Source organism: Streptomyces sp. 8N616 (assembly GCF_052246385.1).
Classification (GTDB): Bacteria; Actinomycetota; Actinomycetes; order Streptomycetales; family Streptomycetaceae; genus Streptomyces.
The window spans coordinates 64,600-81,199 of sequence record NZ_JBQQBY010000022.1 but is presented as its reverse complement, the minus strand read 5'-3'; the positions used below and the strand labels follow the sequence as shown (position 1 = coordinate 81,199).

Genomic DNA, 16,600 nt, shown 5'->3' with positions numbered 1-16,600 from the left:
AAGTACACCCGATAGACTGAAAGTGGAACTGGTGCAACCAACTGGTGCAAACCAACTCATGTGCGGATGTGAGAACCGTGACCGCCAAGACCAGGGCCAAGCCGACGGAGACCAGCAAGGCTCCCGAGCGGCGCCCCACCGGCGGGCGCAGCATCACCATCACGATTCCCCCGGTCGACCGCGTCGCCTCCGGCGCGATGAACGCGGCGCTGCTGCCCGTCGCCGTGGCCCGCGAGGTGCTCCCCGCCAAGGGCGGCCTGCCGCTCTACGCCGGCCTCGGTGTGCTGGGCGCGGCGGATGTCCTCGACTGGCCGGTGGCCGTCGGCATCGGCGTGGGCTACGCCGTGCTGCGACGCGCGGGCCCGCTGGCCCCTGCGGGGAAGGGCGCGAAGGCGCAGGCGGCGAAGGCGTAGGCAGCGCGGGCCGCAGTGAAGGCGTAGAGCCTACGGGTGGCTGACCTGGGTTCTTACGGGTGACTGACCCGGATCGTCGATTGTCCGTGCGGGCGCAGCTCCCAGGCGTTCTTGTGGGTGGCTGTCTCGGGTCTTCGACTGTGCGTGCGGGCGCAGCTCCCAGGCGTTCTTGTGGGTGGCTGTCTCGGGTCTTCGACTGTGCGTGCGGGCGCCGCTCCCAGGCGTTCTTGTGGGTGGCTGACTCGGGTCTTCGACTGTCCGTGCGGGCGCCGCTCCCAGGCGTTCTTATGGGTGGCTGACCCGGATCTTCGACTGTCCGTGCGGGCGCAGCTCCCAGTCGTCCATGAAGCGGGCGGCCATGCCGTGCTTCTCGGCCAGCCCGATGAGCGTCTCCGTGCGGTAGTAGAAGTCCTCGTGGAGGACTTGGTGCTCGGTGCCCTCGGTACGGTCGAAGGTGAAGTCGAAGAAGCCGTCGGGCGCGAGCACCCTGCCGACGTGGGCCAGGCACTCCTCGATGACCTCGAGCGGCGAGTGCGAGAAGACGCTGTGCGCGTGCACCACCGAGAACCAGCCGCTGGGCAGGAAGTCCAGCGTCAGGTCGGTGGTGAGGGCCAGATGCGGCAGCTTGTCCTGCAGATTGCGGCGGACCACCGTCTTCTCGGCCTCGACCAGGATGTCCGGCGAGATGTCGATGCCGTAGTAGTGGCCCGGCTCGAGATAGTCGATGAAGCGCCAGCCCGCCCGCAGGTTCCCGCAGCCGATCTCCAGCATCCGGTCCTGCGGCTTCAGCCCGTGCTCCGTGAGGTAGTCGAACTGCATTTGCCCGAGCGCCAGCCAGCGCTCCTGCGACGCGCTCCCGACCGCCCCCTCCGGACTCCGCGCGGTGTCCGAGGCCATCACGGCCCGGTAGTACGCGATGTGGTCGCGGTGTCTGGCCCGCAGCCAGGCGTCGCGGGCGGCCCGCCGCAGGTGTGCGGGCACGCGCTGCGGGTGCCGCACGGCGTAGCTCACCTTGTGGGCGAGGCTGGTGCGGTTCCTCCGCTGCCTGGGCGCGGCGATCTCCGGCATGGCGGCCTCCGTTGGTCGGAGTGGCTGACCTCTTGGGGGAGCGTAACCGAGCCGCGAAAAAACTTCGCCCGTCGTGTCGATCCGGCGGTTTCCCGTTCGATGCGTCAGTAGAGGCAGGGTTTCGGCGGCGGAACGGTCGCGGAGCCCGGCTCCCCGCCGGAACCGGAGCCAAGAGGCATCGGCACGGCATTGACAAGGCATGGAAGCGACAAGGAGACATAGCGATGCGGTTCATGATGATGGTCAGGATCGACGAGAACGCGGCGCCCGAGGGCGGCCCCAGCCCGGAGCTGATGGAGGAGATGGGGAAGCTGATCGAGGAGATGACCAAGGCCGGCGTGCTGCTCGACACCGCGGGCCTGCGGCCGACCTCCGAGGCCACGCGGGTGCACTGGGACCACGGCAAGGAGAGCGTGATCGACGGTCCGTTCACCGAGACCAAGGAGGTGATCGGCGGCTACGCGATCGTCCAGGCGAAGTCGAAGGACGAGGCGGTGGAGTGGGCGAAGCGCTTCGTGCGGATCCACGGAGAGGACTGGGAGATCACGTCCGAGGTCCGGCAGATCGAGGAGCCGGAAGGCTAAGCGGCCCCAGGGCTGCTTACGCCCCGCCCGGGGTACGGGCGGGGCGGGGCCGGGGGCGGCGGGACCCGAGCCGTACCGCTCTGTGTTGCCGTCGGGCGGCCGGCCTGCTCTGATGAGGGGCCGTGAGGGATTCGGACCCGGATGACGCCCGCCGCGCGATCGACGCGGTCTGGAGGATCGAGTCGGCGAGGCTCATCGCCGGTCTCACGCGCATCGTGCGCGACGTCGGCATCGCCGAGGAGCTCGCGCAGGACGCCCTGGTCGCCGCGCTCGAGCAGTGGCCGGAGTCGGGCGTCCCGCGCAATCCGGGCGCTTGGCTCATGGCCACCGCGAAGCACCGCGCGATCGACCTCCTCCGCCGCAATGAACGCTTCGCGCGCAAGCTCGAACTCCTCGGCCACGAGCTCGAGCAGCAGCTCGCCGCGCCGGACATCGAGGCCGCGGAGGCCGCCCTCGACGGCGGCATCGAGGACGACCTGCTGCGCCTGGTGTTCACCGCCTGCCACCCCGTGCTGTCCCAGGACGCCCGCGTCGCGCTCACCCTCCGCCTCCTCGGCGGGCTGACGACCGAGGAGATCGCCCGCGCGTTCCTGGTGGCGGAGCCGACCGTCGCCCAGCGCATCGTCCGGGCCAAGCGGACCCTCTCCCAGAAGCGCGTCCCCTTCGAGGTCCCCCACGGACCCGAGCTCGCCGACCGGCTGTCCTCCGTCCTCGAGGTCATCTACCTCATCTTCAACGAGGGCTACGCGGCCACCGCGGGCGACGACTGGATGCGGCCTGCACTCTGCGAGGACGCGCTGCGGCTCGGCCGCATCCTGGCCGGGCTCATGCCCCGGCAGCCGGAAGTGCACGGGCTCGTCGCGCTGATGGAGATCCAGGCCTCGCGCTCGGCCGCCCGTACCGGCCCGTCCGGTGAGCCCGTCCTGCTGCTCGACCAGGACCGCTCGCGCTGGGACCAGCTGCTCATCCGCCGCGGATTCGCCGCCCTCGCCCGCGCCAACGCCCTCGGCGGCAGGCCCGGTCCGTACGCCCTCCAGGCCGCCATCGCCGCCTGCCACGCGCGGGCCCTCACTCCCGAGGAGACGGACTGGGCGCAGATCGCCGTCCTCTACGAGGCGCTGGCCGAGCGGGCTCCGTCCTCCGTGGTGGAGCTGAACCGGGCGGTCGCGGTCGCCATGGCGTACGGCCCGGCCAAGGGGCTCGAGCTCGTCGACGCCCTCACCTCGGAGCCGTCGCTCAAGGACTATCACCTGCTGCCGAGCGTCCGGGGCGACCTGCTCGCCCGGCTCGGCCGCACCGACGAGGCCCGCCAGGAGCTGGAGCGCGCGGCCTCCCTCACCCGTAACGCCCCGGAGCGCGCGCTCCTCCTGGACCGCGCCGCCGCGCTCGACCGTGGCCGCGGTCGCGGTCGCGCCGGTCGCGGTCCTGGCCATGGGTGATCGCCAGGTACTCGCCGGCGGGCCCTCAGCCGTGGCCGCGGTCGCGCCACCCTCGGCCCCGGCCACGGGTGATCGCCCGGTACTCCTCGGCCGTCGGTTTGCGGATCTGGCTGTTCTCCCCGTAGAAGGCGCGGCTGAGCCAGGCCCGCAGTCGCTGCCGGAGTGACACTGTGCGCACGACGCCATTCTCGTCGGCTCGAGCTCAGTCGCCGTGCTCGGCGGCTCCCGAATTCCGCCCGCGCCGCCGCCGTTCGACCAGCCAGGACACGGCGAGGAACCCCGGAATGGTGATCCCCACCAGCGTCGCGGTACCGGTGAGCGCGCTCGCCAGGAACCGGCCGCCCAGGCGCACCACGCCGTGGTAGTAGCCGACCACGACGGCCATCAGCAGCACGTATCCGCCGGCCGCGGTCCCGGCCACCCGGCTGATCAGAGCGGGCCAGCCGCGCCTCCCGGCCGCCGGGGCGGGCAGGCCCGCCTGCCGCCGCAGGATGCGCAGGCCGAGGGCGAGGTAGCCCATGACCAGCAGATAGCCGATGAGCATGATGCCGATGTTCAGCGGGACGGGCAGCACCGTACGGGCCTTCCGACCACCGGAGACCGGGAGGCCGTCACTGGGCGTCGCGGAGCAGGAAGTGCCATCCGCGTACGAAGGTGTGCCAGCCGAACCACAGCCACAGGGCGAACAGCGCCCACCGCCCCACCGGATAGCGCATCACCGCGCCCATGGCGTCGCTGAGGGTGGGGAAGGCGTCGTCGGACCGGACGAGGCCGATGCCCTCCCAGGCGAACAGGGCGCCGAACAGAAACGCCCAGACGAGATACCCGATCACCGGATGCCCGGTCGTCGTCCCGGCCGCCGCCGTCATAAGTTCTCCGCACTTCCCTGTATTTCCCTGCATGTCATTGCACGGGATCGGCCTACAGCGTGCGGTCTGCGGCAGCCACCGGCAAGGATCTACGGCGCCGGGCGGGTCGCCGTGGGCGTGGGCACGGCGGGCTCCCGCGATCGCCAGCGGGCCGGTGCGGAGTCCGTCGTGCCGAGCCAGAGGGCGACTGCTTCGGCCCGGTCGCGGACCTGGAGCTTGAGATAGATCTGGCTGACGTAGTTGCGCACGGTCTTGCCGCTCAGCAGCAGCCGTCCGGCGATCTCGTGGTTGCCACAGCCCCGTGCCATGAGGTCGAGGATGTCGAGCTCGCGTGGAGTGAGCAGCCCGTCCGGTACAGCGCTGTGGCCGAACAGGCCGGGTCGGGTCCGTACGACGGTCATCAGCGCGGCCACCGCCTCGGGCGCGAGGTACGGGCGGCCCGTACGGACCGTCTCGATCGCCGAGATCAGCTCCCGCGCCGTCAGCTCCGTGGCCTCCAGACAGCCTTCGGCGCCTTCGCGCAGGGCGGTGGCGACGGTCTCGGCGCTGCAGTCGTCGGTGATGAAGATCACCGCGTGCTCCGCCGTGAGCTGGGGGAGGACCGGCTGCCTGCGGGAGTCCCGTGCGTCGGCGCCGACCAGTACGACGTCCGGGGCGCAGGCCGCGGCCATGTGCGCGGCTTCCCTGCCCGCGACGGACGTGGTGACCGCGGGCAGGCTGCCGTTGCAGCTGATGTCACCGAGAAGGGACTGGATGCCGGCCCGGAGGACGGGCCGGTCCGACACCAAGAGGATTCGCACGGTTACCCCGTCTCGCATGTCTTGACTGGCCTCTGGCTTACGGAGTCGGGCGGCGCCGGGTTCAACGCGGCCGCACTCCTCGCCGGGCGGGCGGGGAGGTGTCCCGGGACATGCGCGGGACTGGGGTCCCGGGTCATCCGCCGCCGGATGGGTCAGCATCTCCGCAGGAGGCGTGGCCCCACCGGGTCGTCAAGCGCGAGCACGACGTGCCAATCCCCCCTGGCCCCGGCGGGGTCCGCCTCCTGCCCTGTGACGAACCCCTGTGACGAACCCCTGTGATGAAACACGTGTGACGAAACCCCGTGGCGAATACCCCCGTGACGAACCCTTGTGGCCAACGACGCCCCCTGCGAAGTCCCGTGAATCCTTTGCGAAATCCCCTGTGAGCGGCGAACAGCGATGTGGAGAGACGTGATGCGGCTGTCCGCCATCGCCGCGGCCGCATGCGGCGCGGCACTGCTGATGCCGCTTGTCGCTCCCGATGCCCTGGCCGCCCCCGGCCCGGCCCGTGCCCCCGCCCCATCCCCCGAGTCCCTCGGCGTGCTGCCCGCAGAAGATCCGCCACCGCTGGAGGCTCCGGCGGGCGGCTCGGGCGGATGCGTACCGCCGTCGGACGTGGTCGTGCACAAGGTGCCCTGGGCGCAGAGACAGTTCGCGCCGGAGCGGGTGTGGCCGCTGACGCGCGGTGAGGGCGTGACCGTCGCCGTGATCGACTCCGGTGTGGACGGGGACATCCCCCAGCTGAAGGGCGCCGTCGTGCCCGAGGGAGCCGGTGCCGACAGCGACTGCGCCGGCCATGGGACTTTCGTCGCCGGGATCGTGGCGGCGCGGCAGGTGGATGGCGTCGGTTTCGCGGGGATCGCTCCGGCGGCGAAGGTTCTGGCCATCCGCCATGGAACGGATGGTTCCGGCTCGGCCTCGGATCTGGCCGAGGCGATCCGGCTGGCGGTGAGCGAGGGCGCGGACGTCATCAACATCTCCTCGGCCGCGTTCTACGCCAGCGAGCCGCTCGAGGAGGCGGTCCGGTTCGCCGAGCGCCATGACGTGGTCGTGGTCGCCGCGACCGGCAATGAGGGGCAACAGGGGAATCCGCGGACGTATCCGGCGGCCTATCCCGATGTCGTCGCCGTGGGAGCTGTGGACGAGAAGGGCGAACTCGCGAACTTCTCGGGCACGGGGAAGTTCGTCGACCTGGCCGCTCCCGGCGTACGCGTGATCAGTGTGAGCACAGGCAGCAGCGGCGGCGGCCATCTGATCGACGACGGTACGAGTTTCGCTGCGCCGTTCGTCTCCGGCGTCGCCGCGCTGATCCGCTCGTACCACCCGGAGCTCAGCGCGGCCCAGGTCCGCAGGCGGCTCGCCCTGACGGCGGACCCTCCTGGGCGCCGGGTGCCTGATCCCGGATTCGGGTGGGGTGTGGCCAACCCGTACGCGGCGGTCGCGACGGTGCTGCCGGACGAGGGCACCGCCCGCCGTGCGCCTGCCACTTCGGAATCCGGCGTGCGCCTCTCGGCGCCCCACTCGGCCACAGATGGCACCGCGGCCCGCACCCTCGCGCTCGGATTCGCCGGCGGCGCGACGACGCTGGCCGCCGGCGCGGGGCTGACCGTACGGCTGGTCCGGCGTGGCCGCAGGCGGGGTTGGCGTCCCGCAGAGAACGACAGCACCAGAGGAGCCACGTGAGCACCACCGTGTTCCGGCGGCCGGCGCGGCAGGCCGGTCCCCAGATACCCCAGGGCGAATTGGCGTTGCAGGAGCCGCCTTCGCAGCCCGAGCAGCAGGGCGCGGACCTCTCCTCCGTGCTGATGTATCTGCCGATGGCGGCGGGTTCTGCGGTGACGATGATGATGTTCTCCCGGCCCGGGATGGGCGGCGGGGGGAAGACGCTGACCTACGTAGGCGCGGGGCTGATGGGTGTGTCCATGCTGGGCATGCTGATCGCGCAGCTGGTGCGGACGGCGGGTCAGCGGAAGCGGAAGATGAAGGGCGAGCGGCGCGACTATTTGCGCTATCTGGGGCAGATGCGCGGCAAGGTGCGCAAGGCGATCGGGCAGCAGCGGGAGGCGCTGCTGTGGGACCGGCCGGAGCCGGAGGCGCTGTGGTCGGTGGCGGCCAGCGGACGGCTGTGGGAGCGGCGGTCCGGTCACGACGACTTCGGTGAGGTCCGGATCGCCACGGGGGCGCAGGAGGCGGCGGTGAAGCTGCAGCCCCCGCAGACCAAGCCGGTGGAGGATCTGGAGCCGCTGTGCGCGCGGGCGTTGCGGCGGTTCATCCGCGGGTATGCGACCGTGCCGGATCTGCCGATCAGTGTGTTCCTGAGGGGGTTCGGCAGGATTTTGGTACGGGGGGACGCGGCGGCGTCGCGGGCGATGGTGCGCGCGGTGGTGGCGCAGCTTGCCACCCTTCACTCGCCGGATGATCTGCGGATCGCGCTGTGTGTGGGGGAAGGTCAGCGGGCGGAGTGGGAGTGGGCGAAGTGGCTCCCGCATGCGCTGCATCCGGTGCAGGAGGATGTGTCCGGGCCGATGCGGCTGCTGGCGAGCGACTACTTCGCGCTGGAGCCGCTGCTGGGCGCGGAGTTCGCCGAGCGCAGCCGGTTCGACCGGTCGGCTGTGCCGAACGCGGCCGAGCCGTATGTGCTGGTGATCGTCGATGGCGGGACGGTGTCGGCCGGGTCGCGGTTCTCGGGTGCCGGGGTGCGGAATGCCACGGTGCTGGATGTGTCGGGGGCGTTGCCGTGGCGGGCGGACCGGATCACCATGCGGCTGCAGGTGGAGCCGGAGAAGGTGCAAGCGGTCGGCAGCGACCGGACGGGCAAGGACACCTTCGCGCCGGTCGGGCGGCCGGATGCGCTGAGTGTTCCGCGCGCCGAGGCGCTGGCGCGGATGCTGGCTCCGCACCGGCTGGGCGGGGCGGCCGAGGCGGCCGACCCGATGCAGGGCAGCTTCGACCTGACGAGCCTGCTGGGCGTCGGGGATCCGCATCAGGTGGACGCGTACGCGTTGTGGCAGGCGCGTTCGGTGTGGGACCAACTCCGCGTCCCGATCGGGGTGTCCACCAATGGGGCGCCGGTGGAGCTGGACATCCGCGAGTCCGCACAGGGCGGTATGGGCCCGCACGGGATGCTGATCGGCGCCACCGGCTCCGGCAAGAGCGAACTCCTGCGCACCCTGGTGCTCTCGCTGGCGGTGACGCATTCGCCGGAGGTCCTGAATTTTGTGCTGGTTGACTTCAAGGGCGGTGCGACGTTCCTGGGACTGGGGGAGTTGCCGCACACCTCGGCGGTGATCACGAACCTGGCGGACGAGCTGACGCTGGTCGACCGGATGCAGGACGCCCTGCAGGGTGAGTTGGTGCGCCGCCAGGAGGTGTTGCGGCAGTCGGGGTATGCGTCGCTGCGCGATTATGAGCAGGCGCGGGCGAAGGGTGTGGCGCTGGATCCGCTGCCCACCTTGTTCGTAGTGGTCGACGAGTTCAGTGAACTGCTGGCGGCCAAGCCGGAGTTCATGGACCTGTTCGTGATGATCGGCCGGCTGGGCCGCAGCCTGGGGGTTCATCTGCTGCTGGCCACCCAGCGGCTGGACTCCGGCCGTATCCATCATCTGGAGTCGCACCTGTCGTACCGGATCGCGCTGCGCACGTTCTCCGCGTCGGAGAGCAGCAGTGTGCTCGGTGTGCCGGATGCGCACACTCTGCCGCCGACGCCGGGCAGTGGGTATCTGAAGACCGACACCTCGACGCTGATCCGCTTCAAGGCCGCCTATGTCTCCGGGCCCTACCGCGCCCCGCAGGTCCGCGGTGCCCAGTCGACACCCGCGGCCATGGTGCAGCGGCAGGTCGTCGCCTACGGCATCGGCAACCAGGAGCCCAGGGCCCTGGCGCCCGCCGAACCCGACGGCACGCCCGAGCCGCAGCCCGTCACCGGATATTCAGGAGCGGAATCCCTGCTGGAGATTCTGGTGGACCGGATGCGGAACAAGGGCGCGACCGCGCATCAGGTGTGGCTGCCGCCGCTGACCGAACCGATGAGCCTGGACCGGCTGCTGCCCCCGCTGGAACCCGACCCCGACTACGGGCTCGCGCCCGCCGGTTACGCGGGCTCGACCGGATTGCGGGTGCCGCTGGGCATTGTCGACCTGCCCGCGGAACAGCGCCGGGAACTGCTGCTCGCCGACCTGGCCGGGGGCGCAGGACATATCGGGATCGTCGGCGGTCCGCAGAGCGGGAAGAGCACCCTGGTGCGTACCCTGCTGTGCTCCCTCGCCCTGACGCACACTCCGCTCAATGCGCAGTTCTACTGCCTGGACTTGAGTGGTGGTTCGCTGGGGTCGCTCTCGGGGCTGCCGCACACCGGTGGTGTGGCCTCGCGGCTGGACAAGGACCGGGTGACCCGGACGGTCGCGGAAGTCGCGGGTGCGTTGGCGTGGCGGGAGCGGATCTTCACCGAGCGCGGCATCGACTCCATGGCGCTCTACCGCCGCCTGCGGGCGACCGGTGAGGTCCAGGACGATCCGTGGGGGGACATCTTCCTGGTCATCGACGGCTGGTTCACCTTCCGGCAGGAGTTCGAAAACCTCGAACCGGTGCTGACCGATATCGCCACCCGGGGTCTGACCTACGGGATCCATCTGGTGGTCACCAGCGGCCGGTGGACGGAGATCCGGCCGTGGCTGCGGGACCTTCTGGGTACGCGGTTCGAGCTGCGGCTGGGTGACCCGATCGATTCCGAGGTGGACACCAGGGCCGCGGCCGGGGTCCCGGCGGTGCCGGGCCGGGGTCTGACCCGGGACCGGCGGCACTTCCTGGCCGCGCTGCCCCGGATCGACGGCGGATACGTGGCGGAGGACCTGTCCGAGGCCACGCGGGATCTGGTCGCCGAGATCGCCGAGTCCTGGCATGGCCACACCGCACCCCCGGTGCGGATGCTGCCCACCGAGCTCCCCGCCGCGCAGCTGCCCGCTCCCGACGGGGACATCCGGCTCACCCTCGGTATCGACGAGCAAAACCTCGCCCCGGTGGTGCACGACTTCGAGACCTCGCCGCATCTGATGGTCTTCGGGGACACCGAATCCGGCAAGAGCAACCTGCTACGGCTGATCGGCCAGGGCATCGCCCAGCGCTACGGCCCGGACGGAGCCAGGGTGATCCTGGCCGATCCCCGCCGGTCGATGTACGACTGCGTGCCCACCGAGCAGCAGCTCGGCTACGCCGTCACCACCGACGCCCTCACCGAAGTCGCGGGCGGCATCACCCAGTCGCTGCGCAAGCGCCTGCCGGGCCCGAATGTGACGCCGGAGCAGATCCGGCGGCGGGACTGGTGGAGCGGCCCGCGGTTGTTCCTGCTGCTGGACGACTACGACCTGCTGGCCACCTCCTCCATGGGCGGCCCGCTGCAACCGCTGCTGGAACTGCTGCCGCAGGCCGCCGACATCGGATTCCACCTCATCGTCGCCCGCGCCTCCTCCGGCGCCTCGCGGGCGATGATGGACCCGGTCTTCCGCCGCCTGTGGGAACTGGGCACCCCCGGCGTGCTGCTCTCCTGCAGCCGCGAGGAAGGCAAATTCCTCGGCGATGCCACGCCCCGCCAACTCCCGCCCGGCCGCGCCCAGTACGTCACCCGCCGCCGCGCCCCGCTGCTCATCCAGACCGGTCACACCTCGTGACCCCGGTCACCACCGACAACTGTGCATGTGTGAGGAACAGTGAGTACCAACACCGCGGGAGACCTGTGCCGCTTGACGGTCGTCACCCCCCGGGCCCGTGCTGATATCGCCGTGCCCGCCCACGTCCCCGTAGCCGAACTCCTCCCGGCCATCCTCCGTACCGGAGGAGAACGGGTGCCGCCGGGTTATGAGCACGGTGGCTGGGTCCTGCAACGCCTGGGCGAGACCCCGCTGGACGAGGACCTGCCCCCGGCCGCGCTGGGCCTGCGGGACGGGGACGTGGTGCATCTGCGGGCCAGGCATGACGCGCTGCCCGCCTTCGACTTCGATGATCTGGTCGACGGGGTGGCCACCGGGATGCGGGACCGGCCCGACCGCTGGCGGGAGGGCATGACCCGCAAGCTCTTCCTCGGCCTGATGCTCGCCGCGCTGGTCACCGGCCTGGCCGTCCTGATGCAGCCCGGCCCGGCTCTGCCCAGGGCCATCACCGCGGGAGGCGTGGCCGTCGCCCTGCTGCTGGCCGCCGGTGCCGCCTCCCGTTCGCTGGGCGACTCGGTCGCCGGAACCCTGCTGGGCTGCACCGCCCTGCCGTATGCCGTCCTGTGCGGCATGCTCGCCCCCGGTTCCTTCGCCTCCGACCAGTGGACCGCAGGCCCCGGCGTGCTGGCCGCCGGTACGGGCCTCGGCCTGGTCGCGGTCATCGCCCTGCTGCTGGTCGGCGGTTCTGCGCCCGCGTTGATCGCCGCCGCCCTGGTCGGGGTGGCCACCGCCCTGTGCGGACTGCTCGACGTGCTGACCGACCTAGCGCTGGGCCAGGCGGCCGCCGCGGTGGCGGTGCTGGCCCTGGCCTTCGGCCCCGCCGTGCCCACCCTGGCCTTCCGGCTGGCCGGGATGCGGCTGCCGGTGCTGCCCAGCGACGCCGACGAACTGCAGGAGGACGACGAACCGCTCGCCAGCGGACCCGTCCTGGCCGGAACCGCCCGCGCCGACCGCTACATCACCGCCCTGTTCACCGTCGTCGGCACCGTCTGCGCGGCCGCCTTCACCGCCCTGGCCCCCACCGGGGGCTGGGCACCGGCCGCCCTGATCGGCACCGTCTCCATCACCCTCCTCCTGCGCTCCCGCGTCCTGGTCTCGGGCAAACAACGCCTGGCCGCCGTCCTGCCCGGCGCCTACGGGATCGCCCTCCTCCTCATCGGCCTGGCCCGGATGCTCCCGGACGGATGGGGCCAACCCCTGGTCGTCGGCGCCCTGCTCGCGGCCACCGGGTTCCTGCTCGCGGCCGCCCGCCGGCTACCCGGCCGCCGCCTGCTGCCCCACTGGGGACGCGCCGCCGACCTGCTGGAATCCCTGTTCGCGATCAGCACCCTGCCGATGCTCCTGGCCGTCCTGGGCGTCTTCGCCTGGGCCCGCGCGATCGCCGGCTGAGCACAAGCGAAACCGGAACCGGAGCCCCTAGGTGCGCCATGCGTAACAACAAAGACCAACTCCAAGCCCACGCCTTCCTCGTCGGCCGGACCTCCTCCGCCCTCCTGCTGGCCGAACCGGACGCCCCTGAGACACCGATGCGCCGGTTCACCGTCGGCACCTTCGTCGGCGTGATGATCTCCGTCATCCTCATCGCAGGCTTCGCCGTCTACGGGCTCGTACGCCCCGGCGGCAAGAGCGGCTACGACCAGCCGAACACCATCGCCGTGGAGAAGGAGAGCGGAGCGCGCTACGTCTTCCTCGACGGCGCCCTGCATCCCGTACTCAACACCGCCTCGGCCCGCCTGCTGACCGGGGGAGAGGGCGAGGTGCGCAGCTTTTCCCGCAACTCCCTGGGCGAAGAGCCGGTCGGACTGCCGGTCGGCATCCCGGGCGCCCCCGACCGGCTGCCCGACCCCGGGCACCTCGCCTCGGGACCCTGGTCCGTCTGTGCCACCACGGACACGGACAGCTCGGGCCGGTCCGGCCCGTCGGTCACCCTCACGGTCGGGGGTGACGAGCCGGACAGCTCCGCTGAGGGTTCCCCCGGTGGCCGCGAGGAGGCGGTTCTGGTTCGTGGCCGGGGCGGTACGACGTACCTGGTGTGGCGGGGAAGCCGGTTGAAGGTGACCGGACACGTCAGCCTGGACGACCTGGCGGACGGCTCCGCCGCGCCCTTCACGGTGGACGAGACCTTCGTGAACGCCCTCACCGCCGGGCCCGATCTGGAGGCCCCCGACATCCCCGGGCGCGGGCAGAGGGGCCCGCAGGTCGGCGGGCAACCCGCCCGGGTCGGCCAGGTCTTCGCGGTGACCACCGTCGGCCAGGCGAAGCCGCAGTACCACGTCCTGCTGGAGGACGGGCTCACGCGGGTCTCGGCCACCGTCGCCTTCCTCGTACTCGGCGACCCCGCGAGCCGGGAGGCGTACCCGGACGGCAGGGCGGCCGCGCTGCCGCTGAGCGCCGCCGACAAGAACGCGGCTCCGCGCTCGGCGGCCGGACTCGACGTGCCCAGTGGCTACCCGGATGAGCTGCCGAAGGTGGTCAGCGCGGCGGGGGGCCGTGCCCCGTGCGTACGCTACGAGGTTGGCGCCCACTCCACGGCCGAGCTGGTCGTGCTCGACAAGGCGCCGGAAGCCCGTACGCCGGTGAGGGGAGCGGGCGGCGACCGTGGACGCGCGGTGGCGGACAAGGTCGGCATGCCGCCCGGCGGCGGCCTCCTCGCCCGTGCCCTCCCCGCGCCCGGGGCGGACCACGGCACCCTCTTCGTCGTCACCGACCTGGGGGTCAAGTACCCCGTGCCGGACCGGGAAGTGGCCGACGCCCTCGGCCTCGGCGGGGTGCAGCCCGTTCACGTTCCCTCGACCGTCCTGGCGTTCCTGCCGACCGGGCCCGCTCTCGATCCGGCTGAAGCGGGCCGCGTGCACCCGTTGTCCCGGGACATCGGCGGGACTGGAGTCCCTGGTCGCTGAATTCTGGCCCAGGAAGAATGACAGGGCAACGTCAAGACAATCGAAACGGGAACCCAGGCATGGCAAACGCCAGTGACATCAGCAAGGTCGACCATGGAGCCATGGCGGCGGCCGGCAAGGAGTTCGAGGAAAAGGTCGGTATGGCCTTCGGTGAACTCAAGAAGATGGACGGCACCGTCTCCTCGCTCACCTCGGCATGGCAGGGCGAGGCATCCGGGAAGTTCAGCCAGGTGCTGCAGGAGTGGATGCGGCAGTTCGGCATTGTGGTCAAGTCGCTGGACGCGATGAAGGACACGCTCCAGGGAAGCAAGGTGGGCTACGAGCAGGGCGAGTACGAGGTCCAGGGCTTTTCGTCGAAGCTGGACGCCGCTCTGCACGGCTCCGGTCTCTCCTGAGCTCGCCGGCCCACCGTCGGCGCACCACCCCTTCCACCAGATTTTCAGTAGAGGTTTGCCATGAGCTACGCAGTCAAGTTCTCGGAAGTCGCGGCCGTCATCGCCGAGATGGGTAAGTCGACCAACACCATCGAGGAAATGATCCACAACTTGGAGACCCAGGTCGAGAAGAGCCTCCAGGAGTGGGAGGGCGGTGCGCGGGAGATGTACCGCGAGAAGAAGGCGGAGTGGGACTCCGCCGCGGTCCAGATGAAGCAGAAGCTCTCCGAGGCCACGCACACCCTGCAGCAGATCGTCGACACGTATGACATCAGCGAGAAGCAGGCCCAGAAGATGTGGTCCCAGCAGGGCATCAAGTGACGAGGGCGTAGACCGCGATGGCACCGATGCACGACGGCAGAGCCACCCCGGACGGGGGCGGAAACATACAGGCGCAGGAAGGCCTCAATAAGTTCGACTGGGGTCCCTGGCAGGGTGTGCTCGCCAATCCACCGCACCGCCACGAACCGGCCAAGGGGCCGAAGTGGGACGGGAAGTCCGGGTCCGTCAAGGGGACGAAAGGCGGGTCCGGCGAATACCGGGTCGACAGTCGCTCCATGAAGGAATTCGCTCATGCCGTCCGAGGACTGATCACGGAGTTGGTCGACCCCGCTCACGAGATGCTCAAGACCGTGCAGGTGGAGCCGGGTGGCTTCGGGCATGCCGAGGACATCCGCAGTCTGGTCAACGGTGAGCAGGTCAAGAAGCGTTACATGGACGCTCTGGATGATCTCGGACAGGGCTTCGAGGCGCTGGCCCAGGGGCTTGAAAAGCTCGCGGACAAGTACTCCAGCACCGAGGACCAGAACAAAATGTCCGCTGACGAACTCGGTGAAGTTCTGTCGGATTTCGGCTCCTACAAGCCCGGCAGCGGGAAGGCGTAGCACACCGGGGCGTCGGCCCCGTGACGACATTTGATGAGGATCAGCGGTGGCCGAAGAAGCGAAACCTGAGCACGATATCCCGGGACGCGCCAAGGGCGGTGGCTCAGGCAAGGATCCGGGTAAGGATTACGGCTCCTGGGACTGGTGGCAGATCTACAACGCCATGACGGGAACGGATCTCACCGTTGCCCACTACGGCGCGGAGGGTGGTTTCAGCGACAGTAAATCCCTTTACGCTGCGGCGGATTCCTTCAGCAACGCTCATGACACGTTCCTCTGCATCGAGGAGGCGGTCAAGTACTACGCCGATGCACTCGCGGGCGACGACGGGCCATGGAAGGGTCCCGCGGCGGACATGTTCCACGGGGACATGGAGCACTTCGCCAAGTCCTGCCATTCCTTCGCCGAGTCCCTCGCGGGCGGCCCACGCGGCACCCACGCTCTCGCGAATTCCCTCTGCCGCGTCGGAGACGCCCTCGCGCAGTATCAGGACCTCGCCGGGGAGATCAAGCGGTACTACTTCGCCGAGGCTCGGCGGCGCGGCAAGGTCAAGTCGAACGGCAACACGTACAGCATCAGGAAGGACACCGACCCCGAGGTCGACGAGGCGCTGAGGAACGACCTGCGCACAGGCCTCGACCGCCTGACCAAAGAGCACTACGAGGACAAGATCAAGGCGGGCGATGTCAAGCCCCCGCCGCCCAAGTCCGGCGCCGGTGACACCAATATGCCCGACGACCTCAAGAACGGGCTGGGCAAGAACGGCCTCCCGGACAAGGACGGTTTCGGGGGAAAGCACGACTACGGTCCGGACGCCAAGCAGGGCCAGTCGTTCATGGCCGGGGACGGTAAGGGCGGCCCCGGCTCGTACGGGGGCTCGGGCAGCCCCGACGGACGCAACCTTGCCGATCTCGGGGAGGGCGGCGCGCACAACGCCTACGACCCCAGCACCGTGAATACCGGGTATGACGGCGGCGGCCCGGGGACGATGTCCCCGCCGCCCGGTGCCGGCGGAGGCACTTCGCACGGTCCGGGCAGGTTCGATCCCAGCGGGGGCGGTGCCGGTGGTGGCGGCCCCCTCTTCGGTGGCGGCGGTCCGATGGCCGGTGGCGGCGGTCCGATGGCCGGTGGCCGCGGAGGAGGGTACGGCGGTGGCCTCGGTGGGGGCCGGTACGGCGGTGGCGCCGGCGGCGTCGGCGGGAGCCGGTACGGCGGCGGATCCGTCGGGGCCGGTGGAGCCGGTGGCGGACGGTACGGCCCTGGTGGTGCCGGAGCCGGTGGCGCCGGCGGGCTGGGCCCTGGCGCGGGAGCGGGAGCGGGTGCGCGTGGCGGCTACGGCATGTCCGGGATGCCCATGGGCGGCGGCATGGCAGGCGGCGCGGGTGGCGCGGGTGACCAGGAACGCGAGCGGAACACCTGGCTGACCGAGGACGAGGACGTGTGGGGCGCCGACGCGGACGTCGCTCCGGGGGTTCTCGGCAGGGCGGAGGACTGAAGCGATGACGTC

At 70.8% G+C, this 16,600-nt stretch carries 16 protein-coding genes; 11 read left to right on the top strand and 5 right to left on the bottom strand.

Annotation, left to right across the window (positions count from 1 at the left end):
• The first annotated feature begins 77 nt into the window (after nt 1-77).
• On the top strand, nt 78-413 hold the full coding sequence (locus ACTWQC_RS21180; RefSeq protein WP_443317329.1) for a hypothetical protein: 336 nt from the start codon (nt 78-80) through the stop codon (nt 411-413).
• Nucleotides 414-698: 285 nt separating this feature from the next.
• Here the strand turns inward: ACTWQC_RS21180 and ACTWQC_RS21175 are convergent, their stop codons facing one another.
• Complete coding sequence (locus tag ACTWQC_RS21175) at nt 699-1,481, bottom strand: class I SAM-dependent methyltransferase (RefSeq protein ID WP_443317328.1); 783 nt, start codon at nt 1,479-1,481, stop codon at nt 699-701.
• 224 nt (nt 1,482-1,705) lie between these two features.
• Between ACTWQC_RS21175 and ACTWQC_RS21170 the strand changes: the two genes are divergently transcribed.
• On the top strand, nt 1,706-2,065 hold the full coding sequence (locus ACTWQC_RS21170) for a YciI family protein (protein WP_443317327.1): 360 nt from the start codon (nt 1,706-1,708) through the stop codon (nt 2,063-2,065).
• Nucleotides 2,066-2,187: 122 nt separating this feature from the next.
• A complete protein-coding gene (locus ACTWQC_RS21165; protein ID WP_443317326.1) occupies nt 2,188-3,504 on the top strand; it encodes an RNA polymerase sigma factor in 1,317 nt (438 codons plus the stop codon).
• Between the two features lie 25 nt (nt 3,505-3,529).
• On the opposite strand, the gene ACTWQC_RS21160 is transcribed toward ACTWQC_RS21165, so the two are convergent.
• From ACTWQC_RS21160 to ACTWQC_RS21145, 4 genes are all read right to left on the bottom strand, one after another.
• Complete coding sequence (locus tag ACTWQC_RS21160) at nt 3,530-3,682, bottom strand: hypothetical protein (RefSeq protein ID WP_443317325.1); 153 nt, start codon at nt 3,680-3,682, stop codon at nt 3,530-3,532.
• A gap of 24 nt (nt 3,683-3,706) precedes the next feature.
• The gene (locus ACTWQC_RS21155) at nt 3,707-4,078 is read right to left on the bottom strand and encodes a DUF6256 family protein (protein ID WP_443317324.1); all 372 of its coding nucleotides are present in this window, start codon (nt 4,076-4,078) and stop codon (nt 3,707-3,709) included.
• A gap of 37 nt (nt 4,079-4,115) precedes the next feature.
• The gene (locus ACTWQC_RS21150; RefSeq protein ID WP_443317323.1) at nt 4,116-4,373 is read right to left on the bottom strand and encodes a DUF6186 family protein; all 258 of its coding nucleotides are present in this window, start codon (nt 4,371-4,373) and stop codon (nt 4,116-4,118) included.
• Nucleotides 4,374-4,462: 89 nt separating this feature from the next.
• Nucleotides 4,463-5,173, bottom strand: a complete 711-nt coding sequence (locus tag ACTWQC_RS21145; protein WP_443317322.1) for a LuxR C-terminal-related transcriptional regulator — start codon at nt 5,171-5,173, stop codon at nt 4,463-4,465.
• A 414-nt stretch (nt 5,174-5,587) separates the two neighbouring features.
• Between ACTWQC_RS21145 and mycP the strand changes: the two genes are divergently transcribed.
• Genes mycP through ACTWQC_RS21105 form a run of 8 tightly spaced genes read left to right on the top strand, consistent with a single transcriptional unit; the run spans nt 5,588 to nt 16,588 of the window.
• Nucleotides 5,588-6,856 (top strand): type VII secretion-associated serine protease mycosin, encoded by a 1,269-nt coding sequence (mycP, locus tag ACTWQC_RS21140; protein WP_443317321.1) that lies wholly within the window; start codon nt 5,588-5,590, stop codon nt 6,854-6,856.
• Nucleotides 6,853-10,836, top strand: coding sequence for a type VII secretion protein EccCa (eccCa, locus tag ACTWQC_RS21135; protein WP_443317320.1), 3,984 nt, complete (start codon nt 6,853-6,855; stop codon nt 10,834-10,836). Before mycP ends, eccCa begins: the two co-directional genes overlap by 4 nt.
• 39 nt (nt 10,837-10,875) lie before the next feature.
• Nucleotides 10,876-12,264, top strand: coding sequence for a type VII secretion integral membrane protein EccD (gene eccD, locus ACTWQC_RS21130; RefSeq protein WP_443317319.1), 1,389 nt, complete (start codon nt 10,876-10,878; stop codon nt 12,262-12,264).
• 38 nt (nt 12,265-12,302) lie between these two features.
• A complete protein-coding gene (eccB, locus tag ACTWQC_RS21125; protein WP_443317318.1) occupies nt 12,303-13,775 on the top strand; it encodes a type VII secretion protein EccB in 1,473 nt (490 codons plus the stop codon).
• Nucleotides 13,776-13,834: 59 nt separating this feature from the next.
• Complete coding sequence (locus ACTWQC_RS21120; RefSeq protein WP_443317317.1) at nt 13,835-14,170, top strand: WXG100 family type VII secretion target; 336 nt, start codon at nt 13,835-13,837, stop codon at nt 14,168-14,170.
• Between the two features lie 60 nt (nt 14,171-14,230).
• The gene (locus tag ACTWQC_RS21115) at nt 14,231-14,530 is read left to right on the top strand and encodes a WXG100 family type VII secretion target (RefSeq protein ID WP_443317316.1); all 300 of its coding nucleotides are present in this window, start codon (nt 14,231-14,233) and stop codon (nt 14,528-14,530) included.
• Between the two features lie 17 nt (nt 14,531-14,547).
• Nucleotides 14,548-15,093: a hypothetical protein gene (locus tag ACTWQC_RS21110; RefSeq protein WP_443317315.1), complete on the top strand. Its 546-nt coding sequence runs from the start codon at nt 14,548-14,550 to the stop codon at nt 15,091-15,093.
• Nucleotides 15,094-15,139: 46 nt separating this feature from the next.
• A complete protein-coding gene (locus tag ACTWQC_RS21105; protein WP_443317314.1) occupies nt 15,140-16,588 on the top strand; it encodes a hypothetical protein in 1,449 nt (482 codons plus the stop codon).
• The last annotated feature ends 12 nt before the right edge of the window (nt 16,589-16,600 follow it).